Below are 12,550 nucleotides of genomic sequence, written 5' to 3'. Positions count from 1 at the left end.
AAGACGTGTGCGATGAATTGTCGCGCAATGCGCGAGAGATCCAGGCGCCCGACTCGTCCCCAGGTGTCGGCAGCGTCCTGCCGATAGGACCCGGCCGACGCACCGGTCGACACCGCCGTGGCCTGCCCGTCAGGCGGCCTGTGCCGTGGCCGGAGCGGTCGGGGTTGCCTCCGGGACGTCGGCGGGCGCGTGGATGTCGATTGTCGCGAGAAGAGCGTCGTGCGCCCGGAACGACACATTGGGTGTGAACGAACGGCGATGGTCGGGGGACAGGCGCAGGCCGGGAATGGCCGCGGCGAGGTGGGTCAGAGCGACGTCGGCCTCCAATCGCGCCAGTGCCGCGCCGATGCAGAAATGCGGTCCGTGGCCGAATGACAGGTGATCGGCGGCGTCCGTACGGTATGGATCGAACCGGTCCGGTCGGGCGAACACCAACGGGTCCCGGTTGGCCGCCCCGATCATCAGCAGGCAACGTGCCCCCGCCGGAATGGTGACCTCGCCCAGGGTGACGTCCCGACGGGTCACCCGCAGCCAGCCGTCGATGGCGGGCGCGAACCGGAGGGTCTCGGCCACGAAGGCGGGCACGGACTGCGGGTCGCCGACGAGTGCCCCCCACCGGTGCGGGCTGGACAGGGCCGCGTCGAGCGCGTGGGCGAGCAGCCCGGCGGTCGTCTCGTGCCCGGCCACCAGGAGGTTGAAGGCGAGGCTCGCCACCTCCGGCACCGTCAGCACGTCGTCGTCATCGTCGCGGTAGGCCAGGGCGCGGCTGATGAAGTCGCCGCCGTCGGCGCCGCTGTCGAGTCGCTGCCGCACCAGGTCCTGGCAGTAGCGCCAGAAGTCCAGCAGGCCCCGGGCCAGGCGTACCTGCTCGTCCTCGTCCGGTTGCCCCCAGATGAGGGCCACCTGGCCGTCCGCCCACCGCCGGATCCGGTCGACGTCGGCGTCGGGAACACCGAGGATGTCCAGGATGACCAGCAGCGGAAGCTCGCTGGTGAACTCCCTGACGAGATCCACCCGCCGGCCCTGCTGGTCGACGAGCCGGGACACCAGGTGCTCGACGCGGCGGCGGACGATCCGGCCGTACTCGGCCTCGGCCCGCTCGGCGGTGTTGGCGAAGGTCGCCCGGAGGGCGCGGCGGGTACGGGGGTGTACCGGTGGGTCGGCGGCGGCCGTGGTCGGCGGCGCGTCGATCTGCGTGACGACGCTCATCGCCGCCGGGCAGACCTCGTACACCGGGGCGAGGGTGAGGGCGTTGCCGAACGTCGTGGCGTCGGCGAGGGCCCGCCGGACGTCCGCGTGCCGACTGATCAACCACAGGCCCAGATCCTCGGCGTACAGCGCCCGAGCGGGATCGTCGAGAATGCGTCGCCAGGTGGCGGCCGGATCGCTGAGATAGGCTCCTGAGTACGGATTCAACTGCATCGAATGCCTCCTGACACGCCGCACGAAATCAGCGGCGCTCGCATTCCGTCCGTCGCGCGAGGCGGGCCGACAATGGTGGGCATCCGCCGCCTGCTCCTCACGGTGCGCTGCTCCGATGCGTAAGTCAAGATTGGTGTTTATCTATTTGGCGGTGCCGCCATTTGTCGATTGCAGGACCAGAACGGCCCTCGCCCGGTGCACCTTGCAGGCCGGCGCTTGCCCCGATCCGTCGTACCCGCGCTTCCCCATTTCCGGGCAACGATCGCCGGGACCCCGGGTGACGGCACCGCGCCCGCCGTCGGCCGGGGCACGGCCGGCGGCGGGCGCGGATGGACCGGTCAGGAGTACGGAAGGCGGAGCACCGACTGGTTGCCGATGCCCAGGGTGGTGGGGTTGTTGCCGATGGCCGACCAGACCTCCACCCGGACCGTGCCGTTGCTCAACGTGCCAAACGTCCCGGTCGCCGAGGCCAGGCCGGCGCTCTGCGTGTAGTGCTCGTAGCCGGTGACCGGGTCGGTGGCGAAGTAGCGCCACGTCTCCGTCCGGTCCCAACTGCCGTTGCCGGTCAGGTCGTAGGAGACCCGCACCTGCGTGCCGTTACCGACGGCCGTTCCCGCGTCCACGAACAGGTCGAACGCGGTCTGCGCCCCGGAATAGGCGAGGTTGAGGCCGGTCGCCGTGAACACCTGCGCGTTCGTCGGCGTACCGTCGTGGTTGCCGTTTGCGGCCGCGACCGTCGTCGTGGTCGCGCTGCCGGCGTTGCCCAACCCGCCACCGGCGAGCAGGTACCGCGTCGGCGAGCCCGAGCTGGGCGGCGGCGTGGTCGGCGGGGCCGTCGTGGGCGGCGCCGTGGTCGGTGGCGCCGTCGTGGGTGGCGCCGTCGTGGGTGGCGCGCTGGTCGGCGGTACGCCGCCCGAGGCGTTGCCACCGCTCCACGTGTACGCCCCGGTGGTGGCCGTCCGTCCGGCCCCCACGGTGAGCCGCGTGCCGTTGGAGAACGTGACGGTGATGGGGCTCGCGGTCGGGTTCGACGCCACGTAGGTGCGCGCGCCGTTGCGGGAGAAGACCGCGCTCAGCGGGTGGTTGGCGCTGACCGTCGTGTCGACGGTGCCCAGCGCCGCGAGGTTGCGGATCCAGTGGAAGGTGTGCGCCCGACTCTCGCCCTCCTCCGGGGTGTAACCGGGATTGGCGCGCAGGTTGGCCAGGGCCGCGTCGGGGTCGCCGAGGGCCTGGAACTGCCAGAGGATGTCCTGCCACACCGTCGGCGGCCCGCCGTTGTTGCGCACCAGTTCGGCGTAGTTGGTGCGCACGTACGCCGGGTTGGCGCCCAGGTACAGGTGGCCGCCCGTGATGGGCAGCAGGTTGATGCCCTGGATCATCTCCGGCTCGCCGCTGAACCAGGTGGCGTACGCCCCGCCGTCGCCCCAGACCATGCCGACGGTGGAGTGCCCGAAGGCGGCCGGGAAGTTCTGGTCGCTGACGTCGAACCAGTACTCCTGGATCGCGGCGGCCTGCGTCGTGTAGAGGAAGATGCCGGCGTCCCGGACGGCGGTGTCGCCGGTGACCTGCCCCCACTGGATGAGGGCGTTGGCGAAGTTCATCCCCTCCGAGGAGGACTCCTGGTTGTTGCCCGAGCCGAACGAGCCGTGCCCGGACGCCCAGTCGTGCCCCGCGTAGATGTCGAAGTCCCGCAGGTACGGGAAGCGGGTGTCGTCGCGACGGTAGTTGTTGGCGTCGCGGATCAGCAGATCCACCATGCCGCCGTAGCGGCTGCTCGCGGCCCACGACGGGTCGTACTTGGCCAGCGTCGCGGCGGCGGCGATGAAGTAGCCGTAGTGGAAGTGGTGGTCGTTGAGCTCCTGGTCCGAGCCGTACGACGCCGGGTAGCCGATCAGGGTGCCCCAGTTGGCGTCGTAGTAGAAGAGCTTGCTGGTCTTGCCCGTCGAGGCGGTGAACCAGTCGGTGAGCGTGGAGCGGATCGCGTTCAGCGCGCTGTCGCGGGTGGTGGTGTCGTTGACCAGGTCGGCGATCTCGGCGATCCGGGCGGCCCGGCCGAGCCCCTTGCCGGTCCAGTACGTGTCGTTGCCGCGCTGGTCCATCGGGTTGCTCCGGGCGGCGGCCAGGTGGCCGGTCAACGTGGACAGGTCCGATCCGCTGCCGTCGCCGACGGCCGGCAACTCCGGCAGGACGCCCTGGAACGTCATGGCGGTACGGAACTGGTTGATCCCGGTGAGGACCTTCATCCGGCCCCGCGCCGACGGGTAGGTCGGCGTGATCGGGGTCGAGCCGGCCAGCGACTTCCACTGGTGCGGGTACAGGCTCACCACGGTCTGCGTGGCGCTGCCCTCGCGGGCGGTGGTGGTGAAGGCGTACGTCGTGCTCAGGCCGTTGGTCGACGGGTCGTAGGAGTAGGAGATCCGGGTGCCGGTGACGTGGGCGTGCGCGTACCGGCCGTAGGTGCTGGCCAGGTCGGCGCGCTCGCTGGCGCTGCCCGTCGGGGGCAGCAGGGCCACCGAGAAGTAGCCGCGACCGGCCAGGGTGGACGAGATGCGGCTACCGCTGACGGTCCAGCTCGCTCCGCTCGGGGCGTACGCCACGTAATCGTGGCCGTTGACCCGGAAGCCGATGGTGGTCCCGCTGTTGGACCACACCTCGGGGCCGCCGGACGTGCCGATCACCGCGTCCCCGCCGGTGGCCTGGAAGTAGGCGAACGGCAGGCCGTGGCCGATGGTGGCGCGCAGGGTGCGGGCGCCGTCGCTCCAGTACGGGCTGACCGTCCAGTCGGTCCAACCGTCCACCTTGACCTGGGGCGCGGCGAGGCCGGCCACGCCGACCCGGATGTCCTGCACGTACGGGTAGTGGTACTCGCCGACGCCGGTGGCGGTGCCGCTGATGGCGGGGGTGGAGTTGGCCGAGAAGCCGAGCCCGTCGGTGAACGTGTCGTACGAGGTGGGGTGCGCGTGCAGGGGCTCGCTGAAGGCGCAGTCGGTGCGCTTCCACAGCAGCGAGGACCACCAGTCGTTGGTGGGCACCGCTCCGGCGGGCGCGTTGGCGGTGGCGAACTGCCGGGGGTTGCTGGACATCTGCCCGCAGCCGGTGGGGAGAGCGCCGACCGGGGTGGTGGTGTAGCTGCCGGCGCCGACTCCGGCGGCCTCGGCGGCACGGGTGACGGGGATCGTGAGGCCACCGACGACCAGGGCCAGGGCGGTGGCGGCTGCCAGCGCCCATCGGCGGTGGGGGACGGGAGGTTTCATGGTGCCTCCATCGCGCGTCCGGGCGCGGATCGTGCCGCCCCGGCGCCTTGCGTCTGAATTGTGGAAAACGTCGATCGAGAGAGCGCTCTCTCAGACGGCACGGTAATCGACCGTCGAGATTCCCGTCAATGTGTCCGTTCGGTTGCGTGCGGATGTCGCGAACTGACCGGGGTTACCAGCCGACCCCGTCCAGCTCGGCGTGCAGCGCCTCCGGCGCGCGCATCCGCCAGGCGTCCGTCACCAACTCGGCGAGGCGGTCGACGTCGACGGCCGTCAGACGCAGCAGCACCAGCGGGAGGCCGTCGTACCCGGGCGTGGTGAAGAAGACGTCGGGCTCGCCGAGCAGCAGGGCCTGCTTCTCGGCCTCGTCCCCGACGAACAGCACGGCGATGTCGAGGCGGATCACCCGTGGCCGGCCGGGCCGACGCTCCGGATAGGACCAGACGAAACCCTTGTCGGCCACCCGGAAGTCGAAGCCCTCACTGTCGATCTCGACCGTGTGGGGCAGGCCCAGGGCCAAGCGGCGGACGTCGTCGGCGTCAGCCACCGGGACCCCGCACGTCGCGTGCCATCCGCATGAGCCGAGAGTACGCACCGGGACCGACAGGACTCAGCCGGACAGGTCGACGGCCGCGGCGCCCACGACCACCCGGTCGGCCTCGCGCTGGACGTAACCGATCACCGCGGCCTGGCCCGGGTCGACCTCCGGCGGCACGGTCAGCTCCACCTGCCCCCGCTCGCCGTGCAGGGGCGTCGACGCGAAGGCGCGTACGACGTTGTCCTGCCGCAGCGTCCGGCCGGCGTTCTCACCACGGGCGATCGCGCTGTCCAGGCCGCGCTGCACGATCGCCACGTTCACCACCGCGCGCTGCGGCGCCCGCTCGACCCGGTAGTCCAGGACCAACGGCGTGCCGCCTCCACCGACCTGCGTCACCGACACCGTCAGGGGCGCGGCGGCGGGCGACGTCAGGGCGGACGCGATGGCGCTCGCCGCCCGGCCCCGGTCGGAGCCGACGAACTCCACGGTGCCGTTGACGATCATCTGCGGGGTGTAGAGACGTCCGGAGCCGAAGGCGCGGGCGTACGCCTCCTGCCGTGCGGTGTGTGCCGCGTCCGCGAACTGGTCGGGCCAGCCCAGGTCGTCCCAGTAGTCCACGTGGAAGCCGAGGGCGAACACCGGCTCCCCGCGCGTGCGGGCGTCGCGCTCGATCTCGCTGAGCAGCTCCTCGGCGGGCGGGCAGCTGTTGCAGCCCTGGGAGGTGAACAGCTCCACGACGGCGACACCGCCACCGGTCGCCGTCGACGGGTTGTCCGGCGATGGGTTGGTCATGTCACGTCTCCTCCGGCGAGACCTGCGGGCTGCTCTGCGATTCCCGTTACCGCGCCGACAACGCCTGGGCAGCGAGGCGGTTCCGGCTCCTGGTGCGCCTCTGGTAGCACAAATCCGCCGTTACGTGCGGTCGTGCCACTTACGGGTAAGCGACCGCGAACAGGGATCTTCCTCCGATAGCTTGCGAAGGAGAGAAAAACTCTCATTCCTCGTGAGTTGCGGCTAAGGAGATCAGTGATGAAGCGCAGCGTAGCGCTAGCGGCGGCCCTCCTGGTGGGTCTGACCAGCGCCGGAACCCTTCCCGGGGCCGCCCTCGCGGACGGCGGGCCCGCAGGTGGCCACGATGACCGCGGGGGACGCGGACACCACCGGGGCAGCGAGGGCGCCGTCTTCGTCCAGACCAACAAGGCCGAGGGCAACACCATCAAGGTGTACGAGCGCGACGAGGACGGTCAGCTCAGCAAGGCGGGGGAGTACGAGACCGGCGGCCTCGGCGGCTTCACCATCGGCGCGCCGGTCGACGCGCTGGCGTCGCAGGGTTCGTTGATCTACCACCGTGGGCTGCTGTTCGCCGTGAACGCCGGCAGCAACACCGTGACCGTCTTCGACGTCGACGGCACCCGACTGCACAAGCGCCAGGTGATCTGGTCCGGTGGTCTGCTCCCGGTCAGCGTCACGGTCCGCGACAACCTCGTCTACGTGCTCAACGCCGGTGGCGAAGGCTCGGTGCAGGGCTTCGAGCTGGACAAGGGGCGGCTGACGCCGATTCACGGTGCCAACCGGTCGCTCGGCCTGCACAACGGCAACCCGCCGGCGTTCATGACCGCCCCGGCGCAGATCAAGATCGACCCGGACAGCGAGTTCGTCCTGGTGTCGACCAAGGCGGCGAACGTCATGTTCAGCTACGAGATCGGTCGCCACGGCGAACTGTCCCGCCACCCGGTCGTCAGTGACGCCGGGTCCGCGCCGTTCGGCTTCACCTTCGACACCGAGGACTCGGTGCTGGTCACCGAGTCGGGCAGCAACGAGGTCGGCCGGTTCGAGCTCGACGACGACGGCGCCCTCGACCAGGTCGGGCCGTCGGTGCCGAACGGCCAGCAGGCGCCCTGCTGGATCCAGCGGGTCGGCGACTACTTCTACGTGGCGAACGCCGGCAGCTCCACGATCAGCGCCTACCGGGTCGACGACGACGGCAAGCTCCAACTCGTCCACGCCGTTGCCGTCGACACCGGCGGCGGGTCGATCGACATGACCACCAGCGACGGTTTCCTCTACGTCCAGAACGCCGCCGCCGGCAACGTGCAGGGCTACGAGGTGAACGACGACGGCTCGCTGCGCCTCGTCACCACCGTCGAGGGCCTGCCGAAGTTCGCCGACGGCATCGGCATGGAGGGCATCGCCGCCTCCTGACCGTTCACACCCCGCTGGTCCCGGTCACTCCGGCCGGGACCAGCGCGCGTTCCCGTCCCGGCCGGGACATGACAACTGTGTGACAAATCAGCCCATGGGCCGATCGCCGGTTTCGGCGGGGCCGGGCATGGGGCAACCAGACGTCGCTGACGACAACACATTTGGAAGGGACGGCCCCCGTGGAAATCCAGGGCTTCTTCACCGCCATCATCATCGGCCTGGTCATCGGCGCCCTCGGTCGCCTCGTGGTTCCCGGCAAGCAGAACATCTCGATCGTGCTCACCCTCGCGATCGGCGTGCTCGCCGCGATCCTCGGCACGCTCGTCGCCGGTGCCCTCGGCGTCGACGACACCGCCGGCATCGACTGGATCGAGCTGCTCCTGCAGGTGGTGTTCGCCGCGATCGGTGTGGCCGGCGCCGCCGCCGTGTTGGGCCGGCGACGCCCCTGACGTCCCGCTCTTTCGGGGGCCTGCCCGCCCCCACGCGCCCGTGGCGACGACTGGTCGCCACGGGCGCTGTGCTTGGATGATCCGGTGCAGTTCACCGTGACAGACGTGCCCGCGCGGGAGCGGTTCGAGGCGCGCGACGAGACGGGCGCGGTCGCCGGCATCGTCACCTACCAGCTGACCGGCGCCATCATCGCCTACACCCACACCGAGGTCGATCCGGCGTACGAGGGTCGGGGCGTCGGGTCGACCCTCGCGCGCGCCGTCATGGACGACGCGCGCGCCAAGGGCCGCAGCGTGGTGCCGATCTGCCCGTTCCTCGCCGAGTGGCTGGTCAAGCACCCCGAGTACGAGGACATCGTCGTACGGTCCACCCGCAAGGTGAAGTAGCCCCGCGGTCAGTGCCAGTCGCTGATCGCGACGTCGTCCGGAGCGGGCCTGCCGCGCCCGGTCTCCACCAGTTCCTTGAGGCTCATCAGGAACGTCGCCCACTTGGTGCTGCAGTGGTGCATGAACTCGACCGGCTCACGCCAGCCCTGGTGGGCGAACAGGACGATCGTGTAGTCGCCCCGCTGGTCAAGGTGCCAGTCAACCTCGGTGCCGACCCATTCCTCGGGGCCGCCGGTGACCCGCCAGCGGACGTGGCCGCGCGGGTCCAGCTCAAGGACCTGCATGTCGAAGCCGCCGACGTCGCCGAACCGGAAGGCCAACTGCCCGCCGACCTCGCTCGTGCCGACCGTGTCGGTCGTCCACCAGCTGGCGAGGCCCTGCGGGGTGGCCACCGCGCGGTAGACGTCGTCGAGCGGGGCGACCACGCCGACCCGGTGCAAAATGTCGACCATCTCATTCTCCGTTCTTGTCGGCGCGGTGACGTTCGATCGTCTCGGCGATCCGCTTGATCCGGCGCAGGCGGGCGTCCCAGGTCGCTCCGACGGCGGTCAGTTGGGCGACCGCACGGGCCAGTTGCGCCTCGTCGACCTGGTAGTGACGCTCGCGACCGGCGGGAGCCGAGTGGATCAGGCCCACCCGGTCCAGAACGGCCAGGTGCTTCGAGACGGCCTGTCGGGTGACGGGAAGTCGCTCGCTCAGTGACGTGGCCGTGCCGGGCCCGCCGGTGAGCAGCAGGTCGATCATGCTGCGCCGGATGGGATCGCCGATCGCCGACCAGAGGGCGTCGTCGACTGCCGTGCTCATGACGTGGCGACCAGCCGGGCGACGTACGCGCCGAGGTTCGGGACGTAGTGGTTCCACCCGCTGACGTGGTCCTGGTACTGCTTCTCCAACATGGCGACCTCCCAGCCCATCTCGCGGAACCCGGTCTCCGTCATCCGGAGGCGGGTCCCCGTGGCGGTCGGGACGAGGTCGAAGGTGACCAGCAGCGACTGGCCGCCGCGGTCCGGCTCGGTGAAGCACCACCGGAAGGAGAAGCGCTTCGGCGGGTCCACGTCGACGACGGCCAGGTCGACGGTCGTCGTCGCGCCGGTCTCGGCGTCGCGCCACACCAGCTCTCCGGGAGCGCCCGCGACCGGTTCGAACCGGGCGTCGTCCGGCCACCACTCCCGTACGTGCTCGGGCTGGCTGATCACCTCGAAGACCACCTCGGGTGAGGCGTCGACGTCGATGTCGCGTTCGATGACTCCGTACTCCATGCGTACCACCCTCTCGCAACCTTTGGTTGCGTAACGATACAACGGTCCGGCGGCGATGTGCAACCTTTCGTTGCGCGTTGGTGCGGCGCGTTCCCAGGCGGGCACGGAGCGTGCGATGGCGGTACGGTCCAGGATGGGTGGCCTGTCCGGCCCGCACCGTCGTCCCTCCACGACCCCCGGGAGACCTGAACGATGACTGCCTCTGCTCTGCGTGCCCTGCACCACGACCGCCCGGTCGGCGACCCGCTCGTCCTGCCGAACGCCTGGGACGCCGGCAGCGCCCGGGTCTTCGCCGATGCCGGCTTCGACGCGCTCGCCACACCGAGCGCCGGAGTCGCGGCCTCCCTCGGCTACGAGGACGGCGCGACCCCGGCCGCCGAGATGTTCGCCGCGGTGGCGCGGATCGTCCGGGCCGTGTCCGTACCGGTCTCCGCCGACGTCGAGGACGGGTACGGGCTGACGCCCGCCGAGCTGGTCGAGCGGCTGCTGGAGGCCGGCGCCGTCGGCTGCAACCTGGAGGACTCCGAGGGGCACGCCACGCTCAAGGACCCGCAGCGGCACGCGGACTGGCTGGCCGAGGTGCGGGCGGCGGCCGGCGACGCGCTCGTCATCAACGCGCGCGTCGACACCTTCCTGTTCGGTACCGGCGACCCGGCCGACGCGATCGCCCGCGCGAAGCTCTACGTGGCGGCTGGGGCCGACTGCGTCTACCCGCTGCGGGCGCCCATCGAGGTCCTTCCGGCGCTGCGCGAGGGCATCGCCGGCCCCATCAACATGGCGGCCGCCCCGAGCCGGGAGTCGGTGGCCGAGCTGGCCCGCAACGGCGCCACCCGCATCACCTTCGGTCCGGGCCTGCAGCGGTACGCGATGGGCGCGGTCGGCGACCTGGCGGCGAACCTGCGGGCCTAGGTGCGGTGCCTCGACGACGCTCCGTCACCACACCGGGCTCCGGGGAGCCCCGACCGCGTCAGCCGTTGAAGTCCGTCATCAGCCAGATCCGGTCGAAGGCGCGCTCGGCCAGGTCCGCATGCTTGATCATGAAGTTGACGACGATCAGCGTCTCGCCGAACGCGTCACCCACCTGCCCCTCGTCCAGCCAGACGGTGGCCAGCACGGTGTGCTCGGTGGCGTCGACGATGGGATTGTCCGCGCCGCCGGTGCTGGCGGCGCCGTAGCCGCCGAGAGAGAAGTCGTGGTCGTTGCCGTCGAGGTACCACATCACCTCGCCGATCGCCTCCTCGACCTCGTCGTCCAGGCGAAGGTCGAACGGCGCCTCGCGCTCGTTCTCCGGAAGGCTCCAGCCGGCACGAGCGTGTAGTGGGACGGGATCGAAGACCGGCACCCCGGGGTTGGGGCGCTCGGTCACCGCAGTGTCGGCCGGCACATGGACGACCCGGCACCGGGTTGGCGTGAAGCGCGGCTCGACGAAGAACAGCAGCCACCCGTCGGCCGGCAGGTCGAGGTCGTGCCCGTGCGAGGAGATCGCGGCGAGGTCGAGCGTCAACACGAGACACTGCCCGGGCGGCCACTCCGCACCCCGCGGCAACGCCGCGAGACCGCCGAAGCGGCCGGCCACGGGCAGGCCGTCGCCCTTGGGAACCAGCTCCGTCTGCGGTCGGGCCAGCCGCACCCAGCGCTCGATCTCATCCGCCGGCACGCCCTTTTCCCGGGCCGCGCCCCGGAACTCCTGTCGTACGTCCATGGCCGGGCATTGTGCCGGAGAGATCCGACAGACATCCGGCCATTACCGCCACGCGGGTTCGACGCCGCGCGCCGGGCTGCGCCTTGTCAGGCGGTGTCGACGCGGGCGGCCAGGGCGTCCACGAGTCGGCGGGCGGAGCCGGCGAGGTTCCACCGGCCGGCCAGGTCGAGCAGCCGCTCCGGGTCGGCGGGGGCCGTCGGCAGCGCGGTGGGCAGCTCCGGCAGGGCCACGTCCAGGGCCACCCGGACCACCGTCGGCGCGACGGCCAGGTAGTCGCGGGCGCCCGCCAGCTTGGTACGCAGACCCGGCGCGAACGACGAGTCGGAGTCGTCCAGCGCGGCCAGGACGCCGTCGATGCTGCCGTACCGCTCGATCAGCCGCGCGGCGGTCTTCTCGCCGACGCCCGGCACCCCGGGCAGCCCGTCGCTGGGGTCGCCGCGCAGGGCGGCGAAGTCGGCGTACCGATCGGCCGGCACGCCGTAGCGGGCGCGCACCGCCGCGTCGTCGCAGTCGTCGAGCTTGGCGACGCCGCGCCCGATGTAGAGCAGGCGCACGTCCCGGGAGTCGTCGACGAGTTGGAACAGGTCCCGGTCGCCGGAGACCACCTCGACCGGGCCCGGCTGGGTCACCGACAGCGTGCCGAGCACGTCGTCGGCCTCGTAGCCGTTCGCGCCCACGGCGGTGATGCCGACCGCGTCGAGGACCTCCAGGATCATCGGCACCTGGGGGGAGAGCGTGTCGGGGACGACCTCGCCGCCCTGCGGGGCCACCCGGTGCGCCTTGTAGGACGGCAGCAGCTCGACCCGCCACGCCGGTCGCCAGTCGTAGTCGAGGGCGCACACCATCCGGTCCGCGCCGCGACCGCGGATGAGCGTGGCGAGCATGTCGAGGAAGCCGCGCACCGCGTTGACGGGTGTGCCGTCCTCGGCGCGTGCGGCGGACTCCGGAATGCCGAAGTACGCCCGGAAGTAGAGGCTGGGTGCGTCGATCAGCAGGATCGGGGATCGGTGTGCCACGCCCGACAGCCTGGCACAGCCCCCCGACGATCAGCGGTACGCCCGGCCGCCCGGCGGCGTCAGCGCCGATCGTCGTGTCGGTAGACGGTGTCGCGGCGGGCGAGGTGCTGCACCACGTAGCTGGTCACCAGCAGCAGGATCGCGACCACCACCTCGACCCAGGCGGCCACGCCGTCGGCCGCGGTCAGCCCGATCACGAGCAGGACCAGGCCGATGAGCGCGAGGACTCCGGCCCACAGTTGCCGACGGCGACGGGTCGCCGCCCGGTTCGCGTCGTTCGCTGCCACGTCCGTCCTCCCCGCTCGGGAGCCACCCGCGCGG

At 71.3% G+C, this 12,550-nt stretch carries 14 protein-coding genes; 4 read left to right on the top strand and 10 right to left on the bottom strand.

Annotation, left to right across the window (positions count from 1 at the left end; genetic code table 11):
- Positions 1 to 129 precede the first annotated feature (129 nt).
- The 4 genes from ACIA3K_RS01040 to ACIA3K_RS01025 all read right to left on the bottom strand — a co-directional run bounded on the left by ACIA3K_RS01040 (position 130) and on the right by ACIA3K_RS01025 (position 6,006).
- Positions 130 to 1,422, bottom strand: coding sequence for a cytochrome P450 (locus ACIA3K_RS01040; RefSeq protein ID WP_396798231.1), 1,293 nt, complete (start codon positions 1,420 to 1,422; stop codon positions 130 to 132).
- A 338-nt stretch (positions 1,423 to 1,760) separates the two neighbouring features.
- Positions 1,761 to 4,676: a glycosyl hydrolase gene (locus ACIA3K_RS01035; RefSeq protein ID WP_396798230.1), complete on the bottom strand. Its 2,916-nt coding sequence runs from the start codon at positions 4,674 to 4,676 to the stop codon at positions 1,761 to 1,763.
- Positions 4,677 to 4,848: 172 nt separating this feature from the next.
- Positions 4,849 to 5,223 carry an MmcQ/YjbR family DNA-binding protein gene (locus ACIA3K_RS01030; RefSeq protein WP_396798229.1) on the bottom strand — a complete coding sequence of 125 codons (375 nt, stop codon included), beginning with the start codon at positions 5,221 to 5,223 and terminating at the stop codon, positions 4,849 to 4,851.
- Between the two features lie 63 nt (positions 5,224 to 5,286).
- Entirely contained in the window at positions 5,287 to 6,006 is a 720-nt protein-coding gene (locus tag ACIA3K_RS01025; RefSeq protein ID WP_396798227.1) for a DUF1223 domain-containing protein, read from the bottom strand.
- Positions 6,007 to 6,243: 237 nt separating this feature from the next.
- On the opposite strand from ACIA3K_RS01025, the gene ACIA3K_RS01020 reads away from it, so the two are divergent.
- The 3 genes from ACIA3K_RS01020 to ACIA3K_RS01010 all read left to right on the top strand — a co-directional run bounded on the left by ACIA3K_RS01020 (position 6,244) and on the right by ACIA3K_RS01010 (position 8,252).
- The gene (locus tag ACIA3K_RS01020; protein ID WP_396798226.1) at positions 6,244 to 7,416 is read left to right on the top strand and encodes a lactonase family protein; all 1,173 of its coding nucleotides are present in this window, start codon (positions 6,244 to 6,246) and stop codon (positions 7,414 to 7,416) included.
- A gap of 179 nt (positions 7,417 to 7,595) precedes the next feature.
- A complete protein-coding gene (locus tag ACIA3K_RS01015; protein WP_355051144.1) occupies positions 7,596 to 7,865 on the top strand; it encodes a GlsB/YeaQ/YmgE family stress response membrane protein in 270 nt (89 codons plus the stop codon).
- An 84-nt stretch (positions 7,866 to 7,949) separates the two neighbouring features.
- On the top strand, positions 7,950 to 8,252 hold the full coding sequence (locus ACIA3K_RS01010; RefSeq protein ID WP_396798224.1) for a GNAT family N-acetyltransferase: 303 nt from the start codon (positions 7,950 to 7,952) through the stop codon (positions 8,250 to 8,252).
- An 8-nt stretch (positions 8,253 to 8,260) separates the two neighbouring features.
- Here the strand turns inward: ACIA3K_RS01010 and ACIA3K_RS01005 are convergent, their stop codons facing one another.
- The 3 genes from ACIA3K_RS01005 to ACIA3K_RS00995 are packed head-to-tail and all read right to left on the bottom strand — an operon-like array spanning position 8,261 to position 9,511.
- Positions 8,261 to 8,704, bottom strand: coding sequence for an SRPBCC domain-containing protein (locus ACIA3K_RS01005; protein WP_396798222.1), 444 nt, complete (start codon positions 8,702 to 8,704; stop codon positions 8,261 to 8,263).
- A 1-nt stretch (position 8,705) separates the two neighbouring features.
- Complete coding sequence (locus tag ACIA3K_RS01000) at positions 8,706 to 9,056, bottom strand: ArsR/SmtB family transcription factor (RefSeq protein ID WP_396798220.1); 351 nt, start codon at positions 9,054 to 9,056, stop codon at positions 8,706 to 8,708.
- Positions 9,053 to 9,511 carry an SRPBCC domain-containing protein gene (locus tag ACIA3K_RS00995; protein WP_396798218.1) on the bottom strand — a complete coding sequence of 153 codons (459 nt, stop codon included), beginning with the start codon at positions 9,509 to 9,511 and terminating at the stop codon, positions 9,053 to 9,055. The genes ACIA3K_RS01000 and ACIA3K_RS00995 overlap by 4 nt, the downstream gene beginning before the upstream one ends.
- Positions 9,512 to 9,703: 192 nt before the next feature.
- On the opposite strand from ACIA3K_RS00995, the gene ACIA3K_RS00990 reads away from it, so the two are divergent.
- Entirely contained in the window at positions 9,704 to 10,420 is a 717-nt protein-coding gene (locus tag ACIA3K_RS00990; protein WP_396798217.1) for an isocitrate lyase/phosphoenolpyruvate mutase family protein, read from the top strand.
- A 58-nt stretch (positions 10,421 to 10,478) separates the two neighbouring features.
- Here the strand turns inward: ACIA3K_RS00990 and ACIA3K_RS00985 are convergent, their stop codons facing one another.
- The 3 genes from ACIA3K_RS00985 to ACIA3K_RS00975 all read right to left on the bottom strand — a co-directional run bounded on the left by ACIA3K_RS00985 (position 10,479) and on the right by ACIA3K_RS00975 (position 12,516).
- A complete protein-coding gene (locus tag ACIA3K_RS00985) occupies positions 10,479 to 11,213 on the bottom strand; it encodes a DUF1963 domain-containing protein (protein ID WP_396798215.1) in 735 nt (244 codons plus the stop codon).
- A gap of 86 nt (positions 11,214 to 11,299) precedes the next feature.
- Positions 11,300 to 12,229, bottom strand: coding sequence for a 5'-3' exonuclease H3TH domain-containing protein (locus ACIA3K_RS00980; protein ID WP_396798213.1), 930 nt, complete (start codon positions 12,227 to 12,229; stop codon positions 11,300 to 11,302).
- Positions 12,230 to 12,288: 59 nt separating this feature from the next.
- Positions 12,289 to 12,516, bottom strand: coding sequence for a hypothetical protein (locus tag ACIA3K_RS00975; RefSeq protein WP_396798211.1), 228 nt, complete (start codon positions 12,514 to 12,516; stop codon positions 12,289 to 12,291).
- Positions 12,517 to 12,550: the final 34 nt, after the last annotated feature.

Source organism: Micromonospora sp. NPDC051543 (assembly GCF_044454415.1).
Taxonomy (GTDB): domain Bacteria; phylum Actinomycetota; class Actinomycetes; order Mycobacteriales; family Micromonosporaceae; genus Micromonospora.
This window is presented reverse-complemented; position numbering and strand designations above follow the sequence as displayed.

Coding starts and splice junctions, on each gene's coding strand:
- ACIA3K_RS01040 (WP_396798231.1), bottom strand. CDS start 1,422: ATGCAGTTGAATCCGTACTCAGGAGCCTATCTCAGCGATCCGGCCGCC.
- ACIA3K_RS01035 (WP_396798230.1), bottom strand. CDS start 4,676: ATGAAACCTCCCGTCCCCCACCGCCGATGGGCGCTGGCAGCCGCCACC.
- ACIA3K_RS01025 (WP_396798227.1), bottom strand. CDS start 6,006: ATGACCAACCCATCGCCGGACAACCCGTCGACGGCGACCGGTGGCGGT.
- ACIA3K_RS01020 (WP_396798226.1), top strand. CDS start 6,244: ATGAAGCGCAGCGTAGCGCTAGCGGCGGCCCTCCTGGTGGGTCTGACC.
- ACIA3K_RS01005 (WP_396798222.1), bottom strand. CDS start 8,704: ATGGTCGACATTTTGCACCGGGTCGGCGTGGTCGCCCCGCTCGACGAC.
- ACIA3K_RS01000 (WP_396798220.1), bottom strand. CDS start 9,056: ATGAGCACGGCAGTCGACGACGCCCTCTGGTCGGCGATCGGCGATCCC.
- ACIA3K_RS00995 (WP_396798218.1), bottom strand. CDS start 9,511: ATGGAGTACGGAGTCATCGAACGCGACATCGACGTCGACGCCTCACCC.
- ACIA3K_RS00990 (WP_396798217.1), top strand. CDS start 9,704: ATGACTGCCTCTGCTCTGCGTGCCCTGCACCACGACCGCCCGGTCGGC.
- ACIA3K_RS00985 (WP_396798215.1), bottom strand. CDS start 11,213: ATGGACGTACGACAGGAGTTCCGGGGCGCGGCCCGGGAAAAGGGCGTG.